22 protein-coding genes, 2 tRNA genes and 1 rRNA gene are annotated in these 21,806 nt (G+C 69.0%); 8 read left to right on the top strand and 17 right to left on the bottom strand.

The features are described 5' to 3' along the window. Positions 1-97, bottom strand: a 16S ribosomal RNA gene (locus tag ACIBK9_RS23480); the annotation flags it as partial. 604 nt (positions 98-701) lie between these two features. Between ACIBK9_RS23480 and ACIBK9_RS23485 the strand changes: the two genes are divergently transcribed. Both ACIBK9_RS23485 and ACIBK9_RS23490 read left to right on the top strand, forming a co-directional pair. Beyond that, positions 702-1,115 (top strand): hypothetical protein, encoded by a 414-nt coding sequence (locus tag ACIBK9_RS23485; RefSeq protein ID WP_397161092.1) that lies wholly within the window; start codon positions 702-704, stop codon positions 1,113-1,115. Positions 1,116-1,230: 115 nt separating this feature from the next. Then, on the top strand, positions 1,231-1,425 hold the full coding sequence (locus tag ACIBK9_RS23490) for a hypothetical protein (RefSeq protein ID WP_358303088.1): 195 nt from the start codon (positions 1,231-1,233) through the stop codon (positions 1,423-1,425). Here the strand turns inward: ACIBK9_RS23490 and ACIBK9_RS23495 are convergent. From ACIBK9_RS23495 to ACIBK9_RS23510, 4 genes are all read right to left on the bottom strand, one after another. Continuing rightward, positions 1,413-2,084, bottom strand: coding sequence for a response regulator (locus ACIBK9_RS23495; RefSeq protein WP_352352806.1), 672 nt, complete (start codon positions 2,082-2,084; stop codon positions 1,413-1,415). The genes ACIBK9_RS23490 and ACIBK9_RS23495 overlap by 13 nt on opposite strands. After that, entirely contained in the window at positions 2,081-4,615 is a 2,535-nt protein-coding gene (locus tag ACIBK9_RS23500) for a DUF4118 domain-containing protein (protein ID WP_397161095.1), read from the bottom strand. The genes ACIBK9_RS23495 and ACIBK9_RS23500 overlap by 4 nt, the downstream gene beginning before the upstream one ends. A gap of 9 nt (positions 4,616-4,624) precedes the next feature. Further along, positions 4,625-5,092: a group II truncated hemoglobin gene (locus ACIBK9_RS23505; RefSeq protein ID WP_358303093.1), complete on the bottom strand. Its 468-nt coding sequence runs from the start codon at positions 5,090-5,092 to the stop codon at positions 4,625-4,627. A gap of 104 nt (positions 5,093-5,196) precedes the next feature. After that, positions 5,197-5,273, bottom strand: a tRNA-Met gene (locus ACIBK9_RS23510). A gap of 217 nt (positions 5,274-5,490) precedes the next feature. Between ACIBK9_RS23510 and ACIBK9_RS23515 the strand changes: the two genes are divergently transcribed. Then, entirely contained in the window at positions 5,491-5,763 is a 273-nt protein-coding gene (locus ACIBK9_RS23515) for a hypothetical protein (protein ID WP_397161097.1), read from the top strand. A gap of 41 nt (positions 5,764-5,804) precedes the next feature. Here the strand turns inward: ACIBK9_RS23515 and ACIBK9_RS23520 are convergent. The 5 genes from ACIBK9_RS23520 to ACIBK9_RS23540 all read right to left on the bottom strand — a co-directional run bounded on the left by ACIBK9_RS23520 (position 5,805) and on the right by ACIBK9_RS23540 (position 11,602). After that, a tRNA-Met gene (locus ACIBK9_RS23520) sits at positions 5,805-5,881 on the bottom strand. Between the two features lie 57 nt (positions 5,882-5,938). Continuing rightward, entirely contained in the window at positions 5,939-8,893 is a 2,955-nt protein-coding gene (locus ACIBK9_RS23525; protein WP_397161099.1) for a UPF0182 family protein, read from the bottom strand. A gap of 129 nt (positions 8,894-9,022) precedes the next feature. Then, positions 9,023-10,069 carry a PDZ domain-containing protein gene (locus tag ACIBK9_RS23530; protein WP_358294314.1) on the bottom strand — a complete coding sequence of 349 codons (1,047 nt, stop codon included), beginning with the start codon at positions 10,067-10,069 and terminating at the stop codon, positions 9,023-9,025. Between the two features lie 10 nt (positions 10,070-10,079). Next, the gene (locus ACIBK9_RS23535; protein ID WP_358294316.1) at positions 10,080-10,505 is read right to left on the bottom strand and encodes a molybdenum cofactor biosynthesis protein MoaE; all 426 of its coding nucleotides are present in this window, start codon (positions 10,503-10,505) and stop codon (positions 10,080-10,082) included. Between the two features lie 23 nt (positions 10,506-10,528). Beyond that, positions 10,529-11,602 (bottom strand): NAD-dependent epimerase/dehydratase family protein, encoded by a 1,074-nt coding sequence (locus tag ACIBK9_RS23540; RefSeq protein WP_358294603.1) that lies wholly within the window; start codon positions 11,600-11,602, stop codon positions 10,529-10,531. A gap of 130 nt (positions 11,603-11,732) precedes the next feature. Between ACIBK9_RS23540 and ACIBK9_RS23545 the strand changes: the two genes are divergently transcribed. The 3 genes from ACIBK9_RS23545 to ACIBK9_RS23555 are packed head-to-tail and all read left to right on the top strand — an operon-like array spanning position 11,733 to position 14,536. Further along, on the top strand, positions 11,733-12,962 hold the full coding sequence (locus ACIBK9_RS23545) for a zinc-dependent metalloprotease (RefSeq protein WP_358294318.1): 1,230 nt from the start codon (positions 11,733-11,735) through the stop codon (positions 12,960-12,962). Then, the gene (locus ACIBK9_RS23550) at positions 12,959-13,519 is read left to right on the top strand and encodes an NUDIX hydrolase (RefSeq protein WP_397161102.1); all 561 of its coding nucleotides are present in this window, start codon (positions 12,959-12,961) and stop codon (positions 13,517-13,519) included. The genes ACIBK9_RS23545 and ACIBK9_RS23550 overlap by 4 nt, the downstream gene beginning before the upstream one ends. A 30-nt stretch (positions 13,520-13,549) precedes the next feature. Beyond that, positions 13,550-14,536: an endonuclease/exonuclease/phosphatase family protein gene (locus ACIBK9_RS23555; RefSeq protein ID WP_397161104.1), complete on the top strand. Its 987-nt coding sequence runs from the start codon at positions 13,550-13,552 to the stop codon at positions 14,534-14,536. 6 nt (positions 14,537-14,542) lie between these two features. Here the strand turns inward: ACIBK9_RS23555 and ACIBK9_RS23560 are convergent, their stop codons facing one another. From ACIBK9_RS23560 to ACIBK9_RS23570, 3 genes are all read right to left on the bottom strand, one after another. Further along, positions 14,543-15,124, bottom strand: a complete 582-nt coding sequence (locus tag ACIBK9_RS23560; protein ID WP_397161106.1) for a DUF2064 domain-containing protein — start codon at positions 15,122-15,124, stop codon at positions 14,543-14,545. Further along, positions 15,121-15,636, bottom strand: coding sequence for a M48 family metallopeptidase (locus tag ACIBK9_RS23565; RefSeq protein WP_397161108.1), 516 nt, complete (start codon positions 15,634-15,636; stop codon positions 15,121-15,123). The genes ACIBK9_RS23560 and ACIBK9_RS23565 overlap by 4 nt, the downstream gene beginning before the upstream one ends. A 67-nt stretch (positions 15,637-15,703) precedes the next feature. Further along, the gene (locus ACIBK9_RS23570; RefSeq protein WP_358294325.1) at positions 15,704-16,486 is read right to left on the bottom strand and encodes an enoyl-CoA hydratase-related protein; all 783 of its coding nucleotides are present in this window, start codon (positions 16,484-16,486) and stop codon (positions 15,704-15,706) included. Between the two features lie 139 nt (positions 16,487-16,625). On the opposite strand from ACIBK9_RS23570, the gene ACIBK9_RS23575 reads away from it, so the two are divergent. Next, positions 16,626-18,095 carry a thiamine biosynthesis protein ThiF gene (locus ACIBK9_RS23575; protein WP_397161110.1) on the top strand — a complete coding sequence of 490 codons (1,470 nt, stop codon included), beginning with the start codon at positions 16,626-16,628 and terminating at the stop codon, positions 18,093-18,095. 63 nt (positions 18,096-18,158) lie between these two features. Next, positions 18,159-19,493: an ABC1 kinase family protein gene (locus ACIBK9_RS23580; protein WP_397161700.1), complete on the top strand. Its 1,335-nt coding sequence runs from the start codon at positions 18,159-18,161 to the stop codon at positions 19,491-19,493. A 330-nt stretch (positions 19,494-19,823) separates the two neighbouring features. On the opposite strand, the gene ACIBK9_RS23585 is transcribed toward ACIBK9_RS23580, so the two are convergent. The 4 genes from ACIBK9_RS23585 to ACIBK9_RS23600 all read right to left on the bottom strand — a co-directional run bounded on the left by ACIBK9_RS23585 (position 19,824) and on the right by ACIBK9_RS23600 (position 21,801). Beyond that, positions 19,824-20,240: a VOC family protein gene (locus ACIBK9_RS23585; protein WP_352352819.1), complete on the bottom strand. Its 417-nt coding sequence runs from the start codon at positions 20,238-20,240 to the stop codon at positions 19,824-19,826. Between the two features lie 20 nt (positions 20,241-20,260). Next, positions 20,261-20,704, bottom strand: coding sequence for a helix-turn-helix transcriptional regulator (locus ACIBK9_RS23590; protein ID WP_357987330.1), 444 nt, complete (start codon positions 20,702-20,704; stop codon positions 20,261-20,263). A 591-nt stretch (positions 20,705-21,295) separates the two neighbouring features. Continuing rightward, on the bottom strand, positions 21,296-21,490 hold the full coding sequence (locus ACIBK9_RS23595; RefSeq protein ID WP_352319311.1) for a hypothetical protein: 195 nt from the start codon (positions 21,488-21,490) through the stop codon (positions 21,296-21,298). Between the two features lie 41 nt (positions 21,491-21,531). Next, a complete protein-coding gene (locus tag ACIBK9_RS23600) occupies positions 21,532-21,801 on the bottom strand; it encodes a WhiB family transcriptional regulator (protein ID WP_125636897.1) in 270 nt (89 codons plus the stop codon). Between the last annotated feature and the right edge of the window lie 5 nt (positions 21,802-21,806).

Consider the following 21,806-nt stretch of genomic DNA (forward strand, 5'->3'; position numbering starts at 1 on the left):
CGCCGCTCGAGTACCCCGAAGGGCCTTTCCGCTCGACTTGCATGTGTTAAGCACGCCGCCAGCGTTCGTCCTGAGCCAGGATCAAACTCTCCAAAAAATGCTTGGAAAAGTGGTTGAACCCAACCAAAAAGGAATCCGTCCATCCGAAGATTTGGACGGGGTTATGCATGTGTTTCATGCACTGGCTTTTAACACACTGTTGAGTTCTCAAGAAACGGACGCGTACTTCCTCACCAGAACCCGTTCCCGGATCCCCGCTCAGAGGCGTTCATTTCGTCTTGCGTTCTTTCGTTGTGTCTTAATTCTTTCAGCCGTTCAAGTCTCTGTCAAATTGACCGGACTTGCTCGACCTGCTGGAATTAAGTCGCGCCCCGCTTCCGGGACAACCCCTCTAACTTACCAGCTCATTCAGACCGCTCTGAACCGTCTTGAATGAACCAGAAGGAAGTGGGATTTGCCGGGCTTCTGTTGAGGCTCTTGCGAGCCCCTCGGCCGCCCTGCGCGAAGCAACTCTAGCAGTCTCCCGCACGTACTTCGCGCCACACAGGTAATCATAGGGTCCTTCCCTCGTCACAAGATCGTCAAACCTTGGTCATCGCCGTCCGTACGACACCCGAAGTCAAGCGGTCAGCAAGTCATCCGCAATCGTGCCTCGATACGAAGGTAGCCACGAGCAGACTGCGCTCTCGGAGGTGCCCGCCATGACCCGCTCGGAGTTCGACGACATCCGTGCCTTCCTCGCCGACCCGGCGACCCATGCGGGAGACCTCCTGCGCATCGCTCGGACGCTGATCGACGACCTCGAACAGGCACGCATGCGCGAGGCCGTCCTGCGTACCCATTACCTGCGGCTGCTCACGGCGGCGCGGACGACCATGGCCGCGGACATGGTCGGCGCGCCCGACCCGCTCGCCTTCCTCACGCGCGAGCTGGCCGAGCGCGGTCAGCTGCCCGAGGACGAGGACGCCGTGCGGCAGATCCTGTCCGACGCCCGTACTGCTGAGGCACTGCTCGCCTGCATGCACGAGGAGCAGCAGCAACAACCGCTGGTCGTGCGGATGCGCGGGATGCGCCTGCGGCGGTGCGTCGGCGCGCACCGGACGCTCCCCCGTTGAGCCGGCCGGCCCAGTCAGCGCTCGCTCAGGGCTGATTCCCCAGGAGCTCACGCTTCGACCGGATGAGGACTGTGGCCATACCCGGTCTTGGCTACCCGGCTGTAAGACTGCGCGTATGTGGCAACGTGGGCTGAACTGGTCGGCAATCATCCTGGTCGGGATATTTGGTCTGATGTGGATCGGTGTTGTGATCTATGCGGATCAGACGTCTTCGCTGTGGGTGCGCGTCGCTCAGGTGCTCTTCGGGGCCTTGCTGCTCGGGTGGGCGGTGCTCAAGGCGGTCGTCCTGGCCAGGGATCAGGAGGGCTGAAACCGGTATCCCATTCCGGGCTCGGTCAGCAGGTGCACGGGGTGGGCCGGGTCGCGTTCGAGCTTGCGGCGCAGTTGGGCCATGTACTGGCGCAGGTAGTGCGTCTCCTTCAGGTAGCCGACGCCCCACACCTCCGTCAGCAGCTGCCGCTGGCTGATCAGTTTGCCGGGATTGCGAAGCAGGATCTCCAGGAAGTGCCACTCCGTCGGGGTCAGCCGTACGCCACCTGAGATCGTCTTGCCTGCCAGGTCGATCACGTGATCGCCCAGCCGCACCGTCGCGGGTTCCTCTTCGTGCTGGTTCGTGCGGCGGGTCACCGCGCGGATGCGGGCCAGCAGCTCGTCGATGCCGAACGGCTTGGTGACGTAGTCGTCGGCTCCGGCGTCGAGGGCGTCCACCTTGTCCGTGCTGTCGGTACGTCCCGACAACACGATGATCGGAACCTTCGTCCAGCCGCGCAGCCCCTGGATCACCTCGACGCCGTCGAGATCGGGCAGGCCGAGGTCGAGGACGACCAGGTCGGGGTGCCAGTCGGCGGCCTGGCGCAGCGCCGATGCGCCGTCCGGGGCGACCGCGACCTCGTAGTGCCTGGCCGCCAGGTTGATGCGCAGAGCACGCAGAATCTGGGGCTCATCGTCGACGACGAGCACGCGGGTCACAGGGCCCTCCTCAGTGAGACCGTCATGGTGAGCCCTCCTCCGGGGGTGTCCTCAAGGAGCAGCGTGCCGCCCATCGCCTCGGTGAGGCCGCGCGAGAGTGCGAGGCCGAGGCCCACACCGGTGTGGTTGTCGCGGTCGCCGAGTCGTTGGAAGGGCATGAACACCTTTTCATGCGCTTCCGTGGGGATCCCTGGCCCCCTGTCGATGACGCGCAGTTCGACCCGTTCGCCGTGCCAGCTCGCGGTGACGAGCACGGGCTCGGCTTCGGGGCTGTAGCGGACGGCGTTGGCCATCAGATTCACCAGGACGCGTTCGAGCAGCGCCGGGTCGGCCTGGAACTCCGGCAGGTCGGCCGGGACGTCACTTCTGACCCGGTCGCGCAGCGGGCCGAGGTCGTCGATGGCGCGTGGCAGCACGTCCTCGACGGCGACGGGGCGCAGGGCGACGCCCAAGACCCCGGCCTGGAGGCGGCTCATGTCGAGCAGGTTCGACACGAGACGGTTCAGTTTGACCAGGGACTCGCCGGCGGTGGCCAGCAGTTCGGCACGGTCGTCGTCGGACCAGATGATGTCGGTGTTGCGCAGGCTCTCCACGGAGGCCATCGCCGAGGCGAGGGGAGTGCGCAGGTCGTGGCCGACGGCGGCGAGCAGCGCGGTGCGCATGCGGTCGGCCTCGGCCAGCGGCTCGGCGCGCTCGGCCGCCTCGCGCAGGCGTTCCTGGCGCAGGGCGACGGCGGCCTCGGCGGCGAACGCCTCCAGGACGCGGCGGTCGCTGGCGTCGAGCAGCCGGCCGCGGGTCGCGAGCACCAGCCGGTCGTCGATGGTGACCACGTCGCTACCGCCGTCCGGTCCAGTGTGGTTCGGGGTGGGGGCGGGCGGGGTGGTGATCGGGGGGCCGCCGGACGTGGCGACGATGCGCCAGTCACCCGACGGATCATCCCTTTCGAGCAGGGTCACCGCGGTCAGTCCGAACGTCTCGCGCAACCGTCCGAGCAGCGAGGCCACCGCGGACTCCCCGCGCAACACGTGTCCGGCCAGTGTGGACAGGACCTCGGCGTCCGCCCTGGACCGGGCCGCTTCCCTGCTGCGCCGGGCGGCCAGGTCCACGACCGTGCTCACCATGGCGGCGACCAGGACGAAGATGGCCAGCGAGAGCACGTTCTCCGGTTCGGCGATGGTCAGGGTGTGCACCGGAGGCGTGAAGAACCAGTTGAGCAGCCCGAACGCGAGCACCGCCGCCGTGAGCGCCGGCCACATCCCGCCCACCAGCGCGACGCCGACGACCAGCAGCAGGAAGAGCAGGATCTCGCTGGGCAGGCTCAGGTCGAGCGGCGCGATCACGGCGGTGAGCGCCGGCATGGCGGACAGGGTCAGGGCCCATCCGGCCGACTTGCGCCGACGCGTCAGCGCTCCCCCGGGCTGCGGCCGGCCGGAGCCTCCGCTGACGGCCTCGTGCGGGACCATGTGCACGTCGATCGAGCCGGACAGCGTGGCCGTCGTCATGCCCACGCCGCGGGTGAGCAGCTGCGCGAGCCGTCCTCGCCGGGAGGCGCCGAGGACGAGTTGCGAGGCGTTCACTCCGTCGGCGAACGCGATCAGCGCGCGCGGGATGTCGTCGCCCACGACCTGGTGGTAGGTGCCGCCGAGGTCCTCGACGAGTTTGCGCTGGCGTGCCAGGTTGGCCGGGTCGCTCGCGGTGGACAGGGCGTCGGCCCGGGTGACGTGCACGGCGAGCAGGTCGGCGCCCTTGGTCCTGGCCGCGATGCGGGCGGCGCGGCGGACGAGGGTGTCGCCCTCGGGGCCGCCGGTGAGGGCGACGACGACACGTTCGCGGGCTTCCCAGGTGCCCGCGATGTCGTGGTCGGCCCGGTACGCGATGAGTTGCCGGTCGACCCGGTCCGCCACCCAGAGCAGGGCGAGCTCCCGCAGAGCGGACAGGTTGCCGACGCGGAAGTAGTTGGCGAGGGCGGCGTCGACGCGTTCCGGCGGATAGACGTTGCCGTGGGCGAGGCGGCGGCGCAGGGCCTCGGGTGACATGTCGACGAGTTCGAGCCGGTCGGCCCGCCGGACGAGATCGTCGGGGACGGTCTCGCGCTGCGGCAGGCCGGTGATCTGCTCGGCCACGTCGCGCAGGGACTCCAAATGCTGGATGTTGAGCGTGGAGACGACGTCGATGCCGGCGTCCAGGATGTCCTGGACGTCCTGCCAGCGTTTGGCGTGCCGGGAGCCGGGCGTGTTGGTGTGGGCGAGCTCGTCGACCAGCACGGCCTTGGGGCGGCGGGCGATGACCGCGTCGGCGTCGAGCTCGGTGAACGTGGCGCCGCGATGGACGACGGTGCGGCCCGGCACGGTCTCCAGCCCGTCGAGCAGGCGGGCGACCTGGTCGCGGCCGTGGGTCTCGACATGGCCCACGACCACGTCACGTCCGCGTTCCTTGGCCCGTCGCGCCTCGCTGAGCATGGCGTACGTCTTGCCGACGCCGGGCGCCGCCCCCAGGTAGACCCGCAGCCGCCCGCGCGACGTGCTTCCCATTCCTCCAGGTTACGGCTGGTATGGCGGAGCGACTCCCCAGCCCCAGTGCGGAACCGGCGCCTCCGGGGGCGGCGTCGCGCCGGGCTGGGAGTTGTGCACGGCCAGCCGGGTGCCCCATTCGATGTAGCCGGCGAACGCGGCCCTGAACTCGGGGTCGTCGGGCAGGCCGACCTCGTCGGCGGCGTCCATGAGGAGGTTCACCCAGCGGCGACGCTGCGGTTCGGTGATGGCCCGGCCCAGGTGGTGGGCGAGCATGTGGGAATAACCGCCGCGTTCATGGGTGTACCGGTCGGGACCGCCGAAGACCTCGCTGAGCCACATGGCGACATATTTGGGGTGGTCGGGGTCCATGTGGGCGAACAGCGGCCCGATGAGGTCGTCCTTGAGGACGGTCCGGTAGAACGTCGCGGTCAGCCGTTCGAACGCCTCGGTCCCGCCCGCCCACTCGTAGATGGTCGGGACGTCTTTTTCCGTCATGTAATCATGTAATCAGCACGTGGGTCGTAGGACAAGACCCGGCCCGACGAGGCCCGGAAACGACGAAGTCCCCGGCCGCCGTGTGGCGACCGGGGACTTCGGATTGGTAGCGGGGACAGGATTTGAACCTGCGACCTCTGGGTTATGAGCCCAGCGAGCTACCGAACTGCTCCACCCCGCGTCGGTGTGTTGTTATCAACTATACCGCCCTTCTGGACTCCTCCGACCCGGCCGGGCTTGTCCAAGCGCGTCGGCGGCTGTGACCATGGGCCTCATGCTGCTCGAACCCCTGCCACCACGGCGCCGGCTTCGCTGGCGGCGGATCCTCCTCCTGGGGTCGCCCGTCGCGCTGGCCCTGCTCGTCATGGTGCCCATATGGGGACCTGCGCTTGGCGGACATGAAGGACCGGCTTCTGGCTCATCCGCTGCCGCCCGAGACCTCGTTCAACGCCGCCGGCGCCCAAGGGTCGGTGGGCGTGCAGGAGGGCAACGGCGACCACTGCGACTTCCTGGTCAGGTTCTCGCTGCGCACCAGGCTGTCCGAGGCCGAACTCACGAGCTACTACGACCGGGTCAACGGCAGGGTGTACTTCCAGGACGGCGATCCCGCGTCCGCGGTGGTCGAGGTCCTTGAGACCGACGATGCCGGATGGGACCTGCGATGCCGCTGAAAAGCAACGAGGCCCTGGCCGTCGGCCAGGACCTCGAATCTTGGTAGCGGGGGCAGGATTTGAACCTGCGACCTCTGGGTTATGAGCCCAGCGAGCTACCGAACTGCTCCACCCCGCGTCGCTGTCTTGCTTTTCAAGACTATCGGCGAAGGGGGGCGGGCGCAAACCGAATGGGCTAGGTGGTGCCTCCCGCCTGTGTGCCCGAGGGTGTCGGCGTCGGTGTGGACGTGGCCGGCGGCGAGGCGGACGGCGTCGCCGACGGGGAGGCGGAGGGCGAGGCCGAGGGCGACGGAGTGGCCGCCGGCTTGGCGTTGGCGCTCTCGATCTGCTTCAGCGCCTCCTCCAGCCGCTTCTGCGCCTTGCCGTACTCGTCCCAGTTCGGGGGGCTGGCCTGGAGGGCCTTCTGGGCGTCCTCGTAGGCCTTCTGGGCGTTGGAGATGGCGGTGTTCATCGCCGACGTGTTCGCCTGGTTGGGCGTGGTCTGCTGGGGCTGGGTGTTCGGCTGTTGCTGCTCGCCGCCGAAGACCTGCTCCAGCGCCTGGTCGAGGGTGTCACCCGAGCCGACCTTGTTGCCGAACGCCACCAGCACCCGCCGCAGGATCGGGTACGGCTCCTGACCGGTGCCGGCCTTGGTCTGCACGTAGACCGGCTCGATGTAGATCAGGCCGTTCGCGTAGGGCAGGGTCAGCAGGTTGCCGTACCTGACGTTGGCCTGGCCGAGGCCGAGGGGGCCCAGCTCGCCCGAGAACTTGTTCTGGAAGTTGTTCTGGGCCTGACCGGGGCCGGGGACCGTGGTGTTGGACGGCATGCGCAGGATGCGCAGCTTGCCGTAGTCCTTGCCCACCGTGGAGCCCGCCGCCATGAAGGCCGCCAGGTTGGGGCCCTCCCTCGGGACGAAGGTCGTGGTCAGCGAGAACGACGGCTCGGACTCGTCGGGCATCGTCGCCGTCAGGTAGTACGGCGGCTGCTTGACCGACTGGTTGCCCTGCGAGGGGTCGCTGGGGATGTTCCAGAAGTCCTGGGCGCTGTAGAAGGCGGCCGCGTTGGTGACGTGGTAGCGCGACAACATGTAGCGCTGCACCTTGAACAGGTCTTCCGGGTAGCGGATGTGCGCCTGGAGGTCGGGGCTCATCTGCGAGGCGGGCTTGATCGTGCCGGGGAAGGCGTTGGACCACGTCTTGAGCACCGGGTCGTTGCCGTCCCAGGCGTAGAGCGTGACCGTGCCGTCGTAGGCGTCGACCGTGGCCTTGACCGAGTTGCGGATGTAGTTGATCTCGTCCTGCGGCTGCTGGGCGACCACGCGACGGTCGGTGGCCAGGTCGCGGGTCATGTCGCCGAGGCTCTCGCTCTGCGAGTACGGGTACGCGTTGGACGTGGTGTACCCGTCGATGATCCAGGTGATCCGGCCGTCGACGATCGCCGGGTAGGCGTTGCCGTCGAGGGTCAGGAACGGCGCGACCTTCTCCACCCGCTCCCGCGGGTTGCGCACGTAGAGGATCTTGGAGTTGTCGTTGATGTCGCCCGACAGCAGGATGTTCATCTCGCCGTACTTGGCGGCGTAGACCAGCCGGTTGAGGGCCGAGCCGATCGGCACGCCGCCCTTGCCGGTGTAGGTGGTGTTCTGCTGGCCGGTCTGGCCGCCGGAGACCGGGTAGTCGAGCTCCTGCGGGGTCTTGGGGTTGCCGCCGGCGATGACGTACTCGGTGGAGCCCGGGTTCTCGCCGAAGTAGACGCGCGACTCCTTGAGCCCGGTCGAGGCCGCGAGGTCGCCGGTGACCGGCATGTCCTTGCTGTCGTAGGCGGGCAGGCCGCCCGCGTCGACCTCGTTGCCCGGCGCGGCGACGAAGCCGTAGCCGTGGGTGTAGACCAGCGCGCGGTTGATCCAGTTGTTCTGGGGCGCGGGCGGGCCGAGCAGCTCGCGGACGCCGACCACGTGGTCGACCAGCTTGCCGTCCTTGCCGGGGTAGCGGTCGACGTCGAGCTGGTCGGGGAAGCCGTAGAAACCGCGGATGCGCTGGGTCTGCTCGAACGTGGACGACACCAGCGCCGGGTCGAGCAGTCGCACGCCGGTCACCGACTCGTCGCCGCCGGCGCTGACCTTGGTCGGGTCGGCCTGGGCGTTGTAGTCGATCACTTCGGCGTTCTGCACGTCGTAGGCTGATCTGGTGGCTTGGATGTTCCGGTCGATGTAGAGGGCTTCCTTGCCCTGCTGGTTGGGCTTGACCTGGAACTGCTCGACCAGCGCCGGGTAGACCCCGCCGATCAGGATGGCCGAGAGCACGAGCAGGCCGAACGAGACGCCGGGCAGCATGCCGCCGGGGCGCACGACGCCGGCGAAGAACAGCGCGGCGCAGATCAGCGCGATGATCGCGAGGATGTTCTTGGCCGGGAGCACCGCGTTGACGTCGGTGTAGGACGCGCCGTGCACGTAGCCGCGGTCGGAGAAGACCAGACCGAACCGGTCGATGTAGTAGGCGATGGCCTTGAGCAGGACGAACACGCCGAGCAGCACGGAAAGGTGGATCCGCGCGGCCCTGGAGGCGTGCACGCCCGGCGACTGCAGCCGGAAGCCGCCGTAGAGGTAGTGGGTGATCGTGGCCAGGATGATCGAGATGATCACGGCGGTGAACAGGAAGTTCAGCACCATCCTGATGAACGGGTAGTCGAACATGAAGAACGAGATGTCCATGCCGAACAGCTCGTCCTTCTTGTCGAAGGAGGCTCCGTTCACGAACTGCAGCCACGTCTTCCACTGCCCCGCGAACGAGGAGCCGGAGAAGAGCGCGAGCAGGCCCATGCCGACGATGAAGATCAGCTTGCGGTGGGGGTCGAGCGCCATGCGATAGCGGTCGGCTCCGCTGCCGCCGCCGAACACGGCGGGGCCGAACATCGGCCGGGTGCGGAAGGCCAGCAGCATGTTGCCGCCCGTGATGCCGACCATGAGCACCGCTCCGACGAGGAACAGCACGATCTCGGTCAGCAGCACCCCGGAGAAGACCGACGTGTAGTTGGTCGTGTCAAACCACAGGTAGTCGGTATAAATCCCAGAAAAGAGAAAAAACAGGGCCACGATCGCGACCAGCGCGATGGCCACAGGCAGAAGCAGCCGCGGCCGGCGTGGCAAGCGCATCGCCCTGCCGGCCCCTGGGGTCCGGAAGCTCAAGGCCAACCCCTCGTCGTGATGAAGAAACGGTCCGTGTCTGGCAACTTACACCGCAGCGCCAGCCGTACGGCTAACGCACGGCGCTCGCCGGAAGTTTCATCCGGCCTCGCAAGCGGGCACATTGCCCTTTCCGGTGCGCAGCGCGTCGAGCGCGAGCACCGCGTCGTGCAACGTGTCGGCCTTGACCAGCCGCAGGCCGTCGGGCACGGCCTTCATGGCCTCCGCGCAGTTGTCCGCGGGGGTGAGGAAGACGGTCGCGCCGGAGTCGCGGGCCCCCACCATCTTCTGGGCGATGCCGCCGATGGGCCCGACCTGGCCCTCGGTGTCGATGGTGCCCGTGCCGGCGATGCGCTTGCCGCCGGTGATCTCGCCGGGGGTCAGCTTGTCGAGTATGCCGAGCGAGAACATCAGCCCGGCGCTCGGGCCGCCGACGTCGCCGACGTTGATGTCGACGTCGAAGGGGAACTTGAACTTCTCCTGCATGAGCACGCCGACGAGGGGCTTGCCGTCCTTGCTGGCGATCGGCTGCAGCGACACGTCGAGCTTCTGGCCGCCCCTGGTCACGTTGAAGGTCACGGTCTCGCCCGGCTTGTGCGCCTTGACGGTGTCGCCGACGAACTGCGAGTCGGTGGCCGGTTTGCCGTCGACCGCGTTGATCTGGTCGCCCTTCTGCAGCTTGCCGTCGGCGGGCTTGCCCTTCTCGGTGGACAGCACCGTGACGACCCGGTCGTAGTGGATCTTGAGCTCGTTGAGCGCGGCGGCCTTGGCGGAGTCCTGGGAGTTGGTCATCTCGACCGCGTTCTCCTCGTCGACCTTCTTCGCGTCGCGGCCGGGCGGGAAGATCGTCTCCTGCGGGACCACCGCGACGGTCGGGTCGAGCCAGCCGCGCAACGCCGTCAGCAGGTCGATCTGGGCGGCCGGGCCGCCCTGGTAGGCCACCGTGACCAGGCTCAGCGCGCCGCTGGTGGGATAGGTCTGCCGGCCGCTGATCGAGATCACCGGCTTCTTGTCGATCTCGCCGATGGTGTTCTCGGTGGGGCCGGGGCTCAGCACGACGTACGGGACCGGCCGGAACGCGCCCAGGACGCCCAGCGCGAGCACGAAGAACCCCGCGAGCAGCAGGGTGAGGACGCGTCGTGACATGGTGATGAGCTTATTCGCAGGCGCCGACCCACTCGGTCTCGCCATCGGCGAACACCTGGTGTTTCCAGATGGGGACTTCGGCCTTGAGGTCGTCGATGAGCCTGCGCGAGGCCTTGAACGCCTCGTCGCGGTGCGGCGCGGCCACGGCGACGATCACCGCCGTGTCGCCGAGCCCCAGGTCGCCGACCCGGTGGACGGCGGCCATCGCGGTGACGGGGAAGTCGGCCGCGACCTTCTCGGCGACCCGGCGCAGCTCGTCGGGCGCCGAGGGATGGGCGGAGTAGGAGAGCCGGGTCACAGGTTTGCCGTGGTCCTGTTCGCGCACGGTGCCGATGAAGATCGCGGTGCCGCCCGCCGCGTGGTCTCCCACCGCGGCCAGCACCTCGTCAACGGACAACGGGGTGTCACGAATGCCGAGCAACCGGATGACGTCCACGGAAAGAGCCTAACCTCACGTTCCTACTGGCGACGCTTTTTGCGGACCTGCCGGACGATCGCCGCGGTGCCGATGACGGCCACCGTCGCGCCGGCCGCGGTGAGCGTGGCTTCCTTGACCGGCAGCCGCCTGCCGACCACGGTGGTCCTGTTCTCGCGGAGTTCGAGGAGCTGCCGGAAGGCGGCCTCGTTGGTCCACGTGGGCTTCCAGCCCGCCTCGCGCAGCGCCGAGCAGTCGACCACCCACGGATAGACGACATAGTGCAGGTCGGTGGCGGGGGCCGGGGTGATGCCGAGCCGGTGCAGGCGTTGCGCGGTGCCGAACGTGAGCCCGGCCGGCAGCTCGAACCGCCGGATTCCGGACAGCTCCTCGACCTGCTCCTGCTCCAGCCAGCCGTCGGAGCCCACGGCCACCACGCCGGTGACGGCCCCCTTGGCGGCCAGCTCCAACGCCGAGATGAGGTCGTCGATGTGGCAGAACTGCCAGTTGGGATTGCAGCCCTTGACCGTGAGCAGCCTCGGCGACTCGAAGTGCCGGGTGATGACCGTGTCGACGCCCGGACCGACGACCGCCGCCGGGCGCAGCACCGTGACGTCCAGGCCCGGGTGGCTGCGCAGCGACCTGCGGACCAGCGACTCGATCTCCAGGTAGTCGCCCACGACGCCGGTGTCGGGCTCGGCGGCCACCGGGGAGTCCTCCGGCAGGGGGACCTCGTTGTCGGGCGCGGCGCCGTACACCATGGCGCTGGTGACCAGGATCACCCGCCGCACGCGGGCGGCGGCGCAGGCGGTGAGCACCGTCTGCGCGGCTCTGAGGTTGTACGCGCGCCGCTCCCCCGGGTCGGAGTCGACGGCGTAGTCACCGGCCAGATGGACCAGGACGTCGATGTCGGAGATCCGGTTCGCCAAGAGCGGATCCCGTACGTCGATCACTCTCCACGTGGCTTCCTGAACGTCGCCACGCTCCTCGTCGATGGCCACCACTCTGCGGAAATCCGCGGCGGATGCGAGTCTCACCAGCAACTCGCGGCCGATGCCGGAGGCCGCGCCGGTGACGGCGACGACGGGTTGACGCGGGCGTTTCGAGGTAGGCACCAGGTCCTCACTTTGCACTGATCCGCCGTAGGACGACTAACGTGGCGGATGTGGACTCCTCCATCCTGCACGAGGTAGAGCGGTGACTGACCTGCCAGGTCGCGAAAACGACCCTAACGAGAACCCGTTCGCCATGTTCGGCAACCCTGAGCAAATGGCTCAGGCGATGCGCCAGTTCGCCGACATGTTGTCGGCGCCCCAGGGTTCAGGCCCTGTCAACTGGGACATGGCCAAGAACATCGCACGACACGCCGTGGTCGCCCAGGGCGATCCGAGCGTCATGGAAGGCGAGCGCCGCCAGATCGTCGAGGCGCTGAGCCTGGCCGACCTGTGGCTGAACGAGGCGACGACACTGCCGAGCGGCGTGTCCAACCCGCAGGCCTGGAGCCGGTCCGAGTGGATCGAGAACACGGTCCCGGTCTGGCGCAAGCTTTGCGAGCCCGTTGCCGAACGCATGGTCGAGACCATGGGCGGCGCGCTCGGCGGCTCCGGGCTGCCGCCCGAGGCCCAGCAGATGGCCGGGCCGCTGATGGGCATGCTCAAGCAGATGGGCGGCATGATGGTCGGTCAGCAGATCGGCCAGGCGCTCGGCTCGCTGGCGCGCGAGGTCATCGGCACGACCGACATCGGCCTGCCGCTGTCCGGCACCGCGGCGCTGCTGCCCGGCGGCATCGCGTCCTTCAGCGAGGGCCTCGAGATCCCCGCCGACGAGATCCGGCTCTATCTGGCGCTGCGCGAGGCCGCGCACCACCGGCTGTTCCAGCACGTCCCGTGGCTGCGCTCGCACCTGCTCGGGGCCGTCGAGGAATACGCCAGGGGCATCACCGTGGACACCTCCGCGCTGGAGGAGCAGATCCGCGGGCTCGACATCAACAATCCCGAGGCGATCCAGGAGGCGCTGAGCGGCGGCGCGCTGCTCAAGCCCGAGGAGACCGAGCGGCAGAAGGCCGCCCTGGCTCGCCTGGAGACGATGCTCGCCCTGGTCGAGGGGTGGGTGGCCACGGTGGTCGACCGGGCCGCCGACGGCAAGCTGCCCTCGGCGGTCGCGCTGGCCGAGACCGTACGCAGGCGCCGGGCGACCGGTGGGCCCGCGGAGCTGACGTTCGGCACGCTGGTCGGGCTGGAGCTGCGGCCCCGGCGGCTGCGCGAGGCCGCGGCGCTGTGGCGGGCGCTGGAGACCGAGCGCGGCGTCGACGGGCGCGACGCCCTGTGGGGTCACCCCGACCTCATGCCGACGGCCGAGGACCTCGACGACCCCGACGCGTTCGTCCGCGGCGAGGCCGCCTGGGACATCTCCCAGCTGGAGGCCAAGCCCGGCGACGAGAACGGCGACCAGGACGGCGACCAGGACGGCGGCCGGTGACCCTGCACGACGACGCGGTGGCGGTGCTGTCCTCCTGGACCGCGCCGACCCCCGAGGAGGAGGCGCTGCGCGCCGAGTTCCTCGGCCATCTGCGGACGTACGACGACGCCATGTGGCGCGCGTGCGCACCCGGCCACCTGACGGCCACCACCGCCGTGCTCAGCCACGACGGCGCCCGGGTGCTGCTCACGCTGCATCCGAAGGCCGGGAAGTGGTTGCCCATGGGCGGCCACTGCGAGGACTTGGACGCCACGCTGGAGGCGGTGGCGCTGCGCGAGGCCACCGAGGAGTCGGGAATCTCCGGACTTGAGCTGCTGCCCGGCCCGTTGGCCGTGGACAAGCACGAGGTCTGGTGCCATCCGCCGCGCAGCTGGCACCTCGACGTCGAGTACGCGGCCGTGGCCCCTCCCGGCGCCGAGGCCGTCATGAGCGACGAGTCGCTCGACCTGCGCTGGTTCCCCGTCGACGAGATCCCCGAGCTGTCCGACGAGGCCACGCGCCGGCTGGCCGCACGCGGACGCTCCGCGCTCAGCTCGCGCTCGCGTTCGCTGGGCTAGAGTCCTTCGCATCGTTCCCAGGGGGGCCGCGTGGAGACTTCTGCCGTTGGCGGCACGATCGTGACGCCTGCCCGCAAGCCGCGAAAGTTGCCCGGCAACGTCCTGACCTGGCTGGCCGTGACACCCTTCGCGGCCTGGGCCGTGGCCAGGGTGGCCGGGCTGGAACGAGGCTCGCTGCCCACGCAGCTGATGACGGCGACGCCGTACGCGGCGGCCGGGTCCCTGGTCCCCCTCCTGATCGCCGCGGTCGGGCGCAGGCGGGCCGCGACGGCCGTCGCGCTGCTCACCACGACCGCGCTCGGGTTCAGCGTCCTGCCGCGCGCGCTGGGCACGGCCGAGGCCACGACCGGCAGGCCGTTCAAAGTCATGACGATCAACATGTTGTTCGGCAGGGCCGACCCGCAGGTGATCGTGAACCTGGTGCGCGAGTTCCGGCCCGACGTGCTGAGCACGCAGGAGCTGACCCCCGGCGCCGTGGCCGACATGGACGCGGCCGGCCTGAAGGAGCTCATGCCCCACCGCGTACTTGAGGACGAATGGGACGCCGGCGGAAGCGGCCTCTACTCCAGGCACCCGCTCCAGCCGCTCGACGACGTGGTGCCCCCGGTGGGGCACAAGATGCCCGCCGCCATGGTGGCGCTGCCGGGCGGGAAGCCGATCGAGTTCGTCGACGTCCACCCCTATCCGCCGCTCGGCCCCAACGTGGTCAACTGGAACGAGGCGCTCGCCGGCCTTCCTTCCGCCGGCGGCGAAACCGTGCGGATCCTCGCCGGCGACTTCAACGCCTCGCTCGACCACGCCTCGCTGCGCAGGCTGCTGGCCCGGGGGTACAAGGACGCGGCCGACCAGGTGGGCGCGGGGCTGATCCCCACGTGGCCGGCCAACAAGCGGGTGCCGCCGATCATCACCATCGATCACGTGCTGGTGGACGAGCGGGTGGGCGTCAGGGAGGTCAGCGTGCGCGACGTGCCGGGCACCGACCACCGGGCCGTCCTGGCCGAGCTCACCGTTCCCTGACGCGCGTCAGCGGCCGATCAGGGCGCGGGTGTTGTCCCAGCCTTCGAGACCTGGGTCTAGGCGTCCGACGTCGTCGAACGTGCGCAGGCGGTGCCATCCGGAGATGGTGGCGACCCTGCGCGGGCCCGGGGCCTGCTCCCGGAGGACGGCGACGACGTCGGGGTCGTCGAGGTCGGGGTCGGCCCAGGCCGGCAGCGGCAGTGCGCAGGCCAGCGCCACCGCGCCGCCGTCCGCCGCGGGGCAGATCGTGATCTCGGCCCGGCCCAGTTCCCTGAACAGCTTGCCGACCAGCAGCGAGGGCAGGTCGGGCGCGTCGGCGTTGATCACCGCGGCCTGGTCGCCGGACAGGCGGCCGAGGACGGCTCGCAGGGGCTCGTCCTCGTCGATGGTGATGATCTCCGTGCCGGGCCAGACGATGTCGTCGAGGCCGGGGACGGCCGTGATCAGGACCGGGGTGACGAACTCCAGGCCGGCGACCATCTCGTAGGTGTCCTCGGCCACGGCCGCCAGGAACTGCCGTGGATCGACGCCGGGGGGCGCCGCTTCGGCCATGCGGCCGCGTACCAGGACGGCGACGATGCGTGTCAACACTCCTCCGGTGCCGTGTGGGCCGCCGCGGAGAATCCTTCGAGGAACCCGCGCGCCCGCTCCGCCTTCGGATACTGTTCTACCAGCGCCCAGAACCCCGGGCCATGGCTCGGCACGATCAGGTGCGCGAGCTCGTGGATGATGACGTAGTTGATGACCCACTCGGGCAGGCCCTTGAGCCGGGTCGAGATCCTTATGGCGCCGTTCTCCGGGGTGCAGGAGCCCCAGCGATGCTGCTGGTTGTCGACCCATCGAACGCTCACGGGGTCGGGCCGGCCGTCGAGGTACTTCACCGACAGCTCCCTCGCCCGTTCGAGCAGGGCCTCGTCGGTCGGCCTTCGTCGTTCTTCCTTGGCGGCCAGCCGGTCGAGCATCCGGCTCACCCATTCATCCGCGTCTTCGCCGCTCAGCCAGGCGGGCAGGAGCACGATCGTCTTGTCGCCGTCGCGGTAGGCGGAGACCGTACGCCGGCGACGAGAACTGCGACGGACCTCGACTGTCTCGGGGGGCACATAAGCACGTTAGCCGAGACTGGCGAAATTCCACAGAGGGTGGACGTTGTTTTCGCTGGTCAGATGATTAAGAGCCGGTGAATTTGGGCATGCGCCTTTCCCGATGCGCCGCCAGGCCCTCCAGCAGGTCGGATGATGCCATGGTGACGGGCTGGGCCAAGGATTCCCACCTCAGAGCGGCTTCCAGGTCTTGATGGTCTTGGTTCAGCGCGACCTTTGTGAGGCGGGTGGCGACTGGAGCCATCTCTGCGATCTTCTTGGCGATGACCGAAACCTCGGAGAGAAGGTCATTCTTCGGGAAAGATTGATTTACCAAGCCTTTATCTGCCGCTTCCGTACCCGTAAGGAGACGGCCGGTCAGGAGCATCTCCCGGGCCAGTGCCGTACCGGCTCTTCTGGGCAGCAGGTAGGTGGCGGCCATGCCCGGGTGCAGCCCGAGCCGGGTGAAGGGGGCCAGGAGTTTGGCGTCGTCGGCGGCGTAGACGAGGTCGCAGGCCAGGGCCACGCACAGGCCCGCGCCGACGGCGGGGCCGTTGACCGCGGCGACGGTGGGCACCTCCAGGTCGGCGATCATCAGCCAGGTGCGGTAGAAGGCGAGCATGCGGTCGCGCAGCGGCGGCACCGCCTCGGCGCCCCGCTCGCCGATCCATGACAGGTCACCGCCCGAGGAGAACGCGCTGCCCGCTCCGGTGACGACGACGCAGCGCAGGTCGCGGTCGGCGGCCAGGGTGGTCATGGTTTCGCGCCATTCGGCCGTCATGGTGTCGGTCATGGCGTTGCGCAGTTCGGGGCGGTTGAGGGTGAGGACGACTACTCCGTCGTCTGTGCGGTCGACCAAGATCTCGCTCATGCGGCGAAGCGTAACGCTCCGCGGGGCGCGGATGCGGATGTGGTTCCTGGCCAGCCGCGGTGGTCCCGGCTTGCCTCAGGTGCGGTTGTGATCGCCGGCCCTTCGCGGGTGTACTCCGCGGTCGGACGTTATCCACAGGGTGGGCGTCGCGGTCGGAGGTTGTCCACAGGCGGCGCGGAACCGGCTCGGGATCTTGGTCGGACGTGCGAACCTTCCGGCCATGAGGCCACGTGTGAAGCCAGCCCTCCGGCGAATCCTCCGCGACGAGCACACCCTGCAGTACGGCGTGCATCCCCTCCGGGCCATCACGCTGACCGGCCTGACGAGATCGGTGCGTCAGTGGATCGAGGGGCTCGACGGCACCCGCGACCTGCGCCGGGTGATGCGCGACGCGGCGGCGGCCGGCCTCGACGAGCCGTGCGCCCAGGCTCTGCTCGACTACCTCGCCACACGGGGCGCCCTGCACGACGCCGGCCCGTTCCCGGCGCCGTTGCGGGAGCTCTCCCTCGCGGAGAGGGATCGGCTGAAACCCGACCTCGACGCGCTCGACCTGGCCTCCAACAGCCCGGAGGGCGGCGTCGAGCTGCTGCGGCGTCGGCGGGAGGCGAAGGTCAGGGTCTACGGGGCCGGGCGCGTGGGGGCGCAGATCGTCGCCTTGCTCGCGGCCGGCGGGGTCGGCGACATCCGGGTGATTGATCCCGGGCCGGTCCGGCCTGGAGACATCACGCCGGGCGGGCTGACGTGGGCCGAGGTGGGGCTGTCCCGGGAGGAGGGCGCGGCGGCGGTCGCCCGGCGGCTGCTTGCTCCCCCGCCGAAGAACGCCCCGGCCGTTCCGCCTCCGCGCGATCGCATCTCAACCCCTCACCCCACAGGCCGGAACGCGACGCCCGCCGGTGACGCCACCGGCCGGCCTGCGCGCGGGGCGGCGTCGCCGTCCGGCGGCACGACCGCAAAGCCCCAGCGGGCGGGCATCACGCCGACCGGCGGCACGATCGCACGCCCCAGGCGGGCGGGTGTCACGCCGTCCGGCACCGCCGCTGCGCGGGTCTCTCCTGCTGTGCCACCCACCCCCGCGGAGGTGAGTCAGGACGCCGTTCCGTCATCCAACGTCCTGGCCGGAGCTCCGCATCTGGGGGACGGCACGGCGCGTCCCGACCTCGCCATCCTCGCGCCCGTGGGGCCTCTGGACGGGGTGCTGGTCAACGAGCTGGCCGACTTCGGCATCCCTCATCTGCTCGTGTCGGCCTTCGAGGGGCACGGATCCGTCGGGCCGCTGGTGTTTCCCGGTGAGACGACGTGCCTGCACTGTCTCGACCTGACGCGCCGCGACCACGATCCCGCCTGGCCGATCGTCACTGCCAGGCTGGGCGGCTATCCGCCCGGCGAGATCGCCTGCGACACGACCCTCGCCACGCTCGTCGCGGCGGCGGCGACCGGCCAGGCGCTTGCTCATCTCGAAGGCCGGGCGTCCTCTGTGACGAACGGCACAATGGACGTAATGCCTGATTGGTGCTGGAAAAGACGGTCGTGGAGCGGTCATCCGCAATGTCGTTGTATGCGAAACAATCCTTATTCGCTAACAATGGACATGTCACCTACCAGCGACTGACGTGCTCAGGGGACGACCACGAAGGGGGGAAGCGGCATCTCGGGCGAGGTTCCGCGCATGAGTGTGAGCGATCTTCCGCGCCGGGCAGTCACCCGCTCAGCCAAGTTGGCCACCCTTCCGCTCGGGTTCGCCGGGCGGGCCGCCCTCGGCCTCGGCAAGCGCATCGGCGGCAAATCAGCAGAAATCGTGGCCCAGGAGGTTCAGCAGCGCACCGCCGAGCAGATCTTCAAGGTGCTCGGCGAGCTCAAGGGCGGGGCGATGAAGCTCGGCCAGGCACTGTCAATCTTCGAGGCGGCGCTTCCGCCGGAGATCGTCGGCCCCTACCGGGCGACCTTGACGAAACTCCAGGACGCCGCCCCTCCGCTGCCGGTCGCCACCGTCCACAAGGTGCTCGCCGAGCAGCTGGGGGACGATTGGCGCAAACACTTCCTCTCATTCGACGACCGGCCCACGGCCGCCGCCTCGATCGGCCAGGTGCACAAGGCCGTCTGGAACGACGGACGCGAGGTGGCCGTCAAGATCCAGTACCCGGGGGCGGGCAAGGCGCTGCTCGGCGACTTCACCCAGCTGGCCCGGCTGGGAAAGATGTTCGGAGCGCTGCTGCCCGGCCTCGACATGAAGGCGCTGCTGGCCGAGCTGCGCGAACGGATCGCCGAGGAGCTCGACTACCTTCGCGAGGCCGAGGCACAGCATGCCTTCGCGCTGGAGTTCAACGGCGATCCCGACTTCCACGTCCCGGATGTGGTGGCGGCCAACGAGATGGTGCTGGTCAGCGAGTGGATGGACGGCACTCCCCTGTCGCGGGTGATCAACGAGGGCAGCAAGGAGGAGCGTGATCACGCGGGGCTGCTGTTCGTCCGGTTCCTGTTCAGCTCGCCTGCCCGGGTCGGCATGCTGCACGCCGATCCCCATCCGGGTAACTTCCGCGTGCTGGCCAACGGCAAGCTCGGCGTCCTCGACTTCGGCGCGGTCAACCGTCTGCCCGGCGGCTATCCGAAGGTCTTCGGGCAGCTCACGCGCATCTTCAACCAGGGCGACATGGACACCGTGATGACGGGCCTCCGTGACGAGGGCTTCATCCGTCAGGACATCGACATCGACCCCGACGCCCTGCGCGCTTTCCTGGCGCCGTACGTGGAGCCGACGGCCGTGGAGGAGTTCACCTTCAGCCGGGAGTGGCTGCAGGCCCAGGCGGCCAGTGTCACCGACCTCCGCCCGACGAACGTGGTTCGCCAGCTCAACCTGCCGCCGTCGTACGTGCTCATCCATCGGGTGCATGCGGCCGGTGTCGGGGTCCTCTGCCAGCTCGGCACCACGGCGCGCTTCCGTGACGAGGTGATCCGCTGGGTTCCGGGCTTCGCCGACGACCCGAACGGCGAGGCACTGGCGATCGGGTGATCAGGCGCCGCCAGGCCGGTGGAGCAGGGGTGACGTTCCTGATCACCGATCAAGAGGGGCGGCCCCAAGGACGTGTCAGGTGTGATGGTGCTGACCCCGGATCGAGGATGACGTTCTTGAACGTGAGACAGGGGGACGACCCCAAAGGACACGCCCAGGGCGAAACCGAGCGCCGACCGGGGATGACGTTCCTGAGAGTGGGGCAGGGGGACGACGCAAAAGGACGCATCCAGGGCGATGGAACCGAGTACGGGCCACGGATGACGTTCCTGAATGTGGGTCAGGGACGACCTCAAAGGACACATCCAGGGTGATGGTGCCGGGGGTGGGTCAGGGGTGGCGTTCCTGGATGCGGATCAGGTTGCCGGAAGGGTCGCGGACGGCGCAGTCGCGGACGCCGTACGGCTGGTCCATCGGCTCCTGGACGATTTCGGCGCCGCTGGCCTTCAGGCGTTCGAAGGTGGCGTCGAGGTCGGTGGTGGCCAGGTTCACGCCGGCGTAGGTGCCCTTGGCCATCATCTCGGTGATGGTGCGGCGTTCGTCGTCGGTGATGCCGTAGCCGTTCGCGACCGGTGGTTGCAGGACGATGGAGGTGTCCGGCTGGCCGGCGGGGCCCACCGTGAGCCAGCGCATCCCCTTGTAGCCGACGTCGTTGCGTACCTCGAAGCCGAGGGCGTCACGGTAGAAGGCCAGGGAGGCTTCCGGGTCGGTGTGCGGGAGGAAGCTGGAGTGGATGGTGATGTCCATGGAAGTCACGCTAATTGGGGTCAGGTAAGCGCGGTCTCTCGGTTCCTGATGGGTCTGGTCACCTGTTTCGCCACGCACGACGGCATCCCCGCGGTCGCGCTCGCCGCGCGGCGACGGTAGACGCTGGGTGGCACGCCGACCAACTCGGTGAAGCGGGTGCTGAAGCTGCCGAGCGAGGAACAACCGACCGCGAAGCAGACCTCGGTGACGCTCATGTCGCCGCGGCGCAGGAGCGCCATCGCGCGTTCGATGCGGCGGGTCATCAGGTAGCCGTACGGGGCCTCGCCGTACGCGCGGCGGAACTCGCGGCTCAGGTGGCCGGCTGACATGTTCACGCCGCGGGCCAAGGCTTCGACGTCGAGCGGCTGGGCGTAGTCGCGGTCGATGCGGTCGCGGACGCGGCGCAGCAGGGCGAGGTCACGCAGGTGCTGCGCTTCGGCGGGTCTGCTGGTCACATGCGCCATCGTACGTCGGCCCGAGGTCGGCCGGGACCGCTGGGCCGCCCAGCTCAGGGCGCACTCTCCGCCCTACGAACGCCCCCGACACGAGTCCGACATGCCGGAAAGAACAAGGCATCGAAGACAAACAGCTGGAAGGCCAGGCTCCCGGCCGCGCAAGAGGGCCAGCCGAGGGCCGGATCGCGAATCACAGAAGGAGACAGACGGGCCAAGGCCCTCGACCGCAGGCTGCGCCGCGCTCCCCCGGCGACCGGACCACAGCTCATCCAACAGAGCGCAGAGGTCCCGGTTCCCAGCACTCCCGACCGAGCGCAGACGTCCCGGTTCCCAGCACTCCCGACCGAGCGCAGACGTCCCGCAGCTCAACCGGCGGAGCACAGAGGCCCGCAGCTCACCTGGTCGAGCGCAGAGGTCCCGCGAAACACCTCGCAGAACGCAGACACTCCGCAGCTCACCGCGCTGAGCGCAGACGTCCCGCAGCTCACTCGGCAGAACGCAGGCGTCTGGGCATGGAAAGAGCCGGGCGCTGGGTGCGCCCGGCTCTTCAGAGGCAGGTGGGGATCAGGAGATCCTGCGCCGGCGGCAGGACCTCCTTGATCACACCTGCCGGCTCAGCGCCTTCCGCAAGCGGTCGTTGGCCCGCTTGACCTCGCGTCGCGCCCGCTGTACGCGGCTTACGCGCAGGATGAGACGCTGCTCCTCCGCTTCGCGGTGGAGAGTTTGTATTCGGTCGTTGACCAAGTCATGAAACAGATACGGCACGGCCAGGCTCCTGGTGGAAGAAGTGCTCATCGGTGTTCTTGTTCTCTCTCGCTCGTTGGGCTGGTGGGTGGTCAGGCAGCGACCGGGTGCTTGCGGGGACGCCCGCGCGGACGCTTGCGGGGAACGACTGTTCCCCTGAGGATCAGTTCGCCGCCCCAGACGCCCCAGGGCTCCTCGCGCTCCAGCGCGCGGGCCAGGCAGGCCTGCTGGATCGGGCAGCCGCCGCAGAGAGCCTTGGCGAACTCGACGTCCTCGGGTGACTCTGCGAACCACAGGTCAGGGTCGGTACGACAGGGGATCTTGGCTTCGTCGATCAGGTCCATGATCGTCTTGGCCCCCATCTGCT

Source organism: Nonomuraea sp. NPDC050227 (assembly GCF_044459705.1).
Classification (GTDB): Bacteria; Actinomycetota; Actinomycetes; order Streptosporangiales; family Streptosporangiaceae; genus Nonomuraea.

Coding starts and splice junctions, on each gene's coding strand:
- ACIBK9_RS23485 (WP_397161092.1), top strand. CDS start 702: ATGACCCGCTCGGAGTTCGACGACATCCGTGCCTTCCTCGCCGACCCG.
- ACIBK9_RS23490 (WP_358303088.1), top strand. CDS start 1,231: ATGTGGCAACGTGGGCTGAACTGGTCGGCAATCATCCTGGTCGGGATA.
- ACIBK9_RS23500 (WP_397161095.1), bottom strand. CDS start 4,615: ATGGGAAGCACGTCGCGCGGGCGGCTGCGGGTCTACCTGGGGGCGGCG.
- ACIBK9_RS23505 (WP_358303093.1), bottom strand. CDS start 5,092: ATGACGGAAAAAGACGTCCCGACCATCTACGAGTGGGCGGGCGGGACC.
- ACIBK9_RS23515 (WP_397161097.1), top strand. CDS start 5,491: ATGAAGGACCGGCTTCTGGCTCATCCGCTGCCGCCCGAGACCTCGTTC.
- ACIBK9_RS23525 (WP_397161099.1), bottom strand. CDS start 8,893: ATGCGCTTGCCACGCCGGCCGCGGCTGCTTCTGCCTGTGGCCATCGCG.
- ACIBK9_RS23530 (WP_358294314.1), bottom strand. CDS start 10,069: ATGTCACGACGCGTCCTCACCCTGCTGCTCGCGGGGTTCTTCGTGCTC.
- ACIBK9_RS23545 (WP_358294318.1), top strand. CDS start 11,733: ATGTTCGGCAACCCTGAGCAAATGGCTCAGGCGATGCGCCAGTTCGCC.
- ACIBK9_RS23570 (WP_358294325.1), bottom strand. CDS start 16,486: ATGAGCGAGATCTTGGTCGACCGCACAGACGACGGAGTAGTCGTCCTC.
- ACIBK9_RS23585 (WP_352352819.1), bottom strand. CDS start 20,240: ATGGACATCACCATCCACTCCAGCTTCCTCCCGCACACCGACCCGGAA.
- ACIBK9_RS23590 (WP_357987330.1), bottom strand. CDS start 20,704: ATGGCGCATGTGACCAGCAGACCCGCCGAAGCGCAGCACCTGCGTGAC.
- ACIBK9_RS23595 (WP_352319311.1), bottom strand. CDS start 21,490: ATGAGCACTTCTTCCACCAGGAGCCTGGCCGTGCCGTATCTGTTTCAT.
- ACIBK9_RS23600 (WP_125636897.1), bottom strand. CDS start 21,801: ATGGGGGCCAAGACGATCATGGACCTGATCGACGAAGCCAAGATCCCC.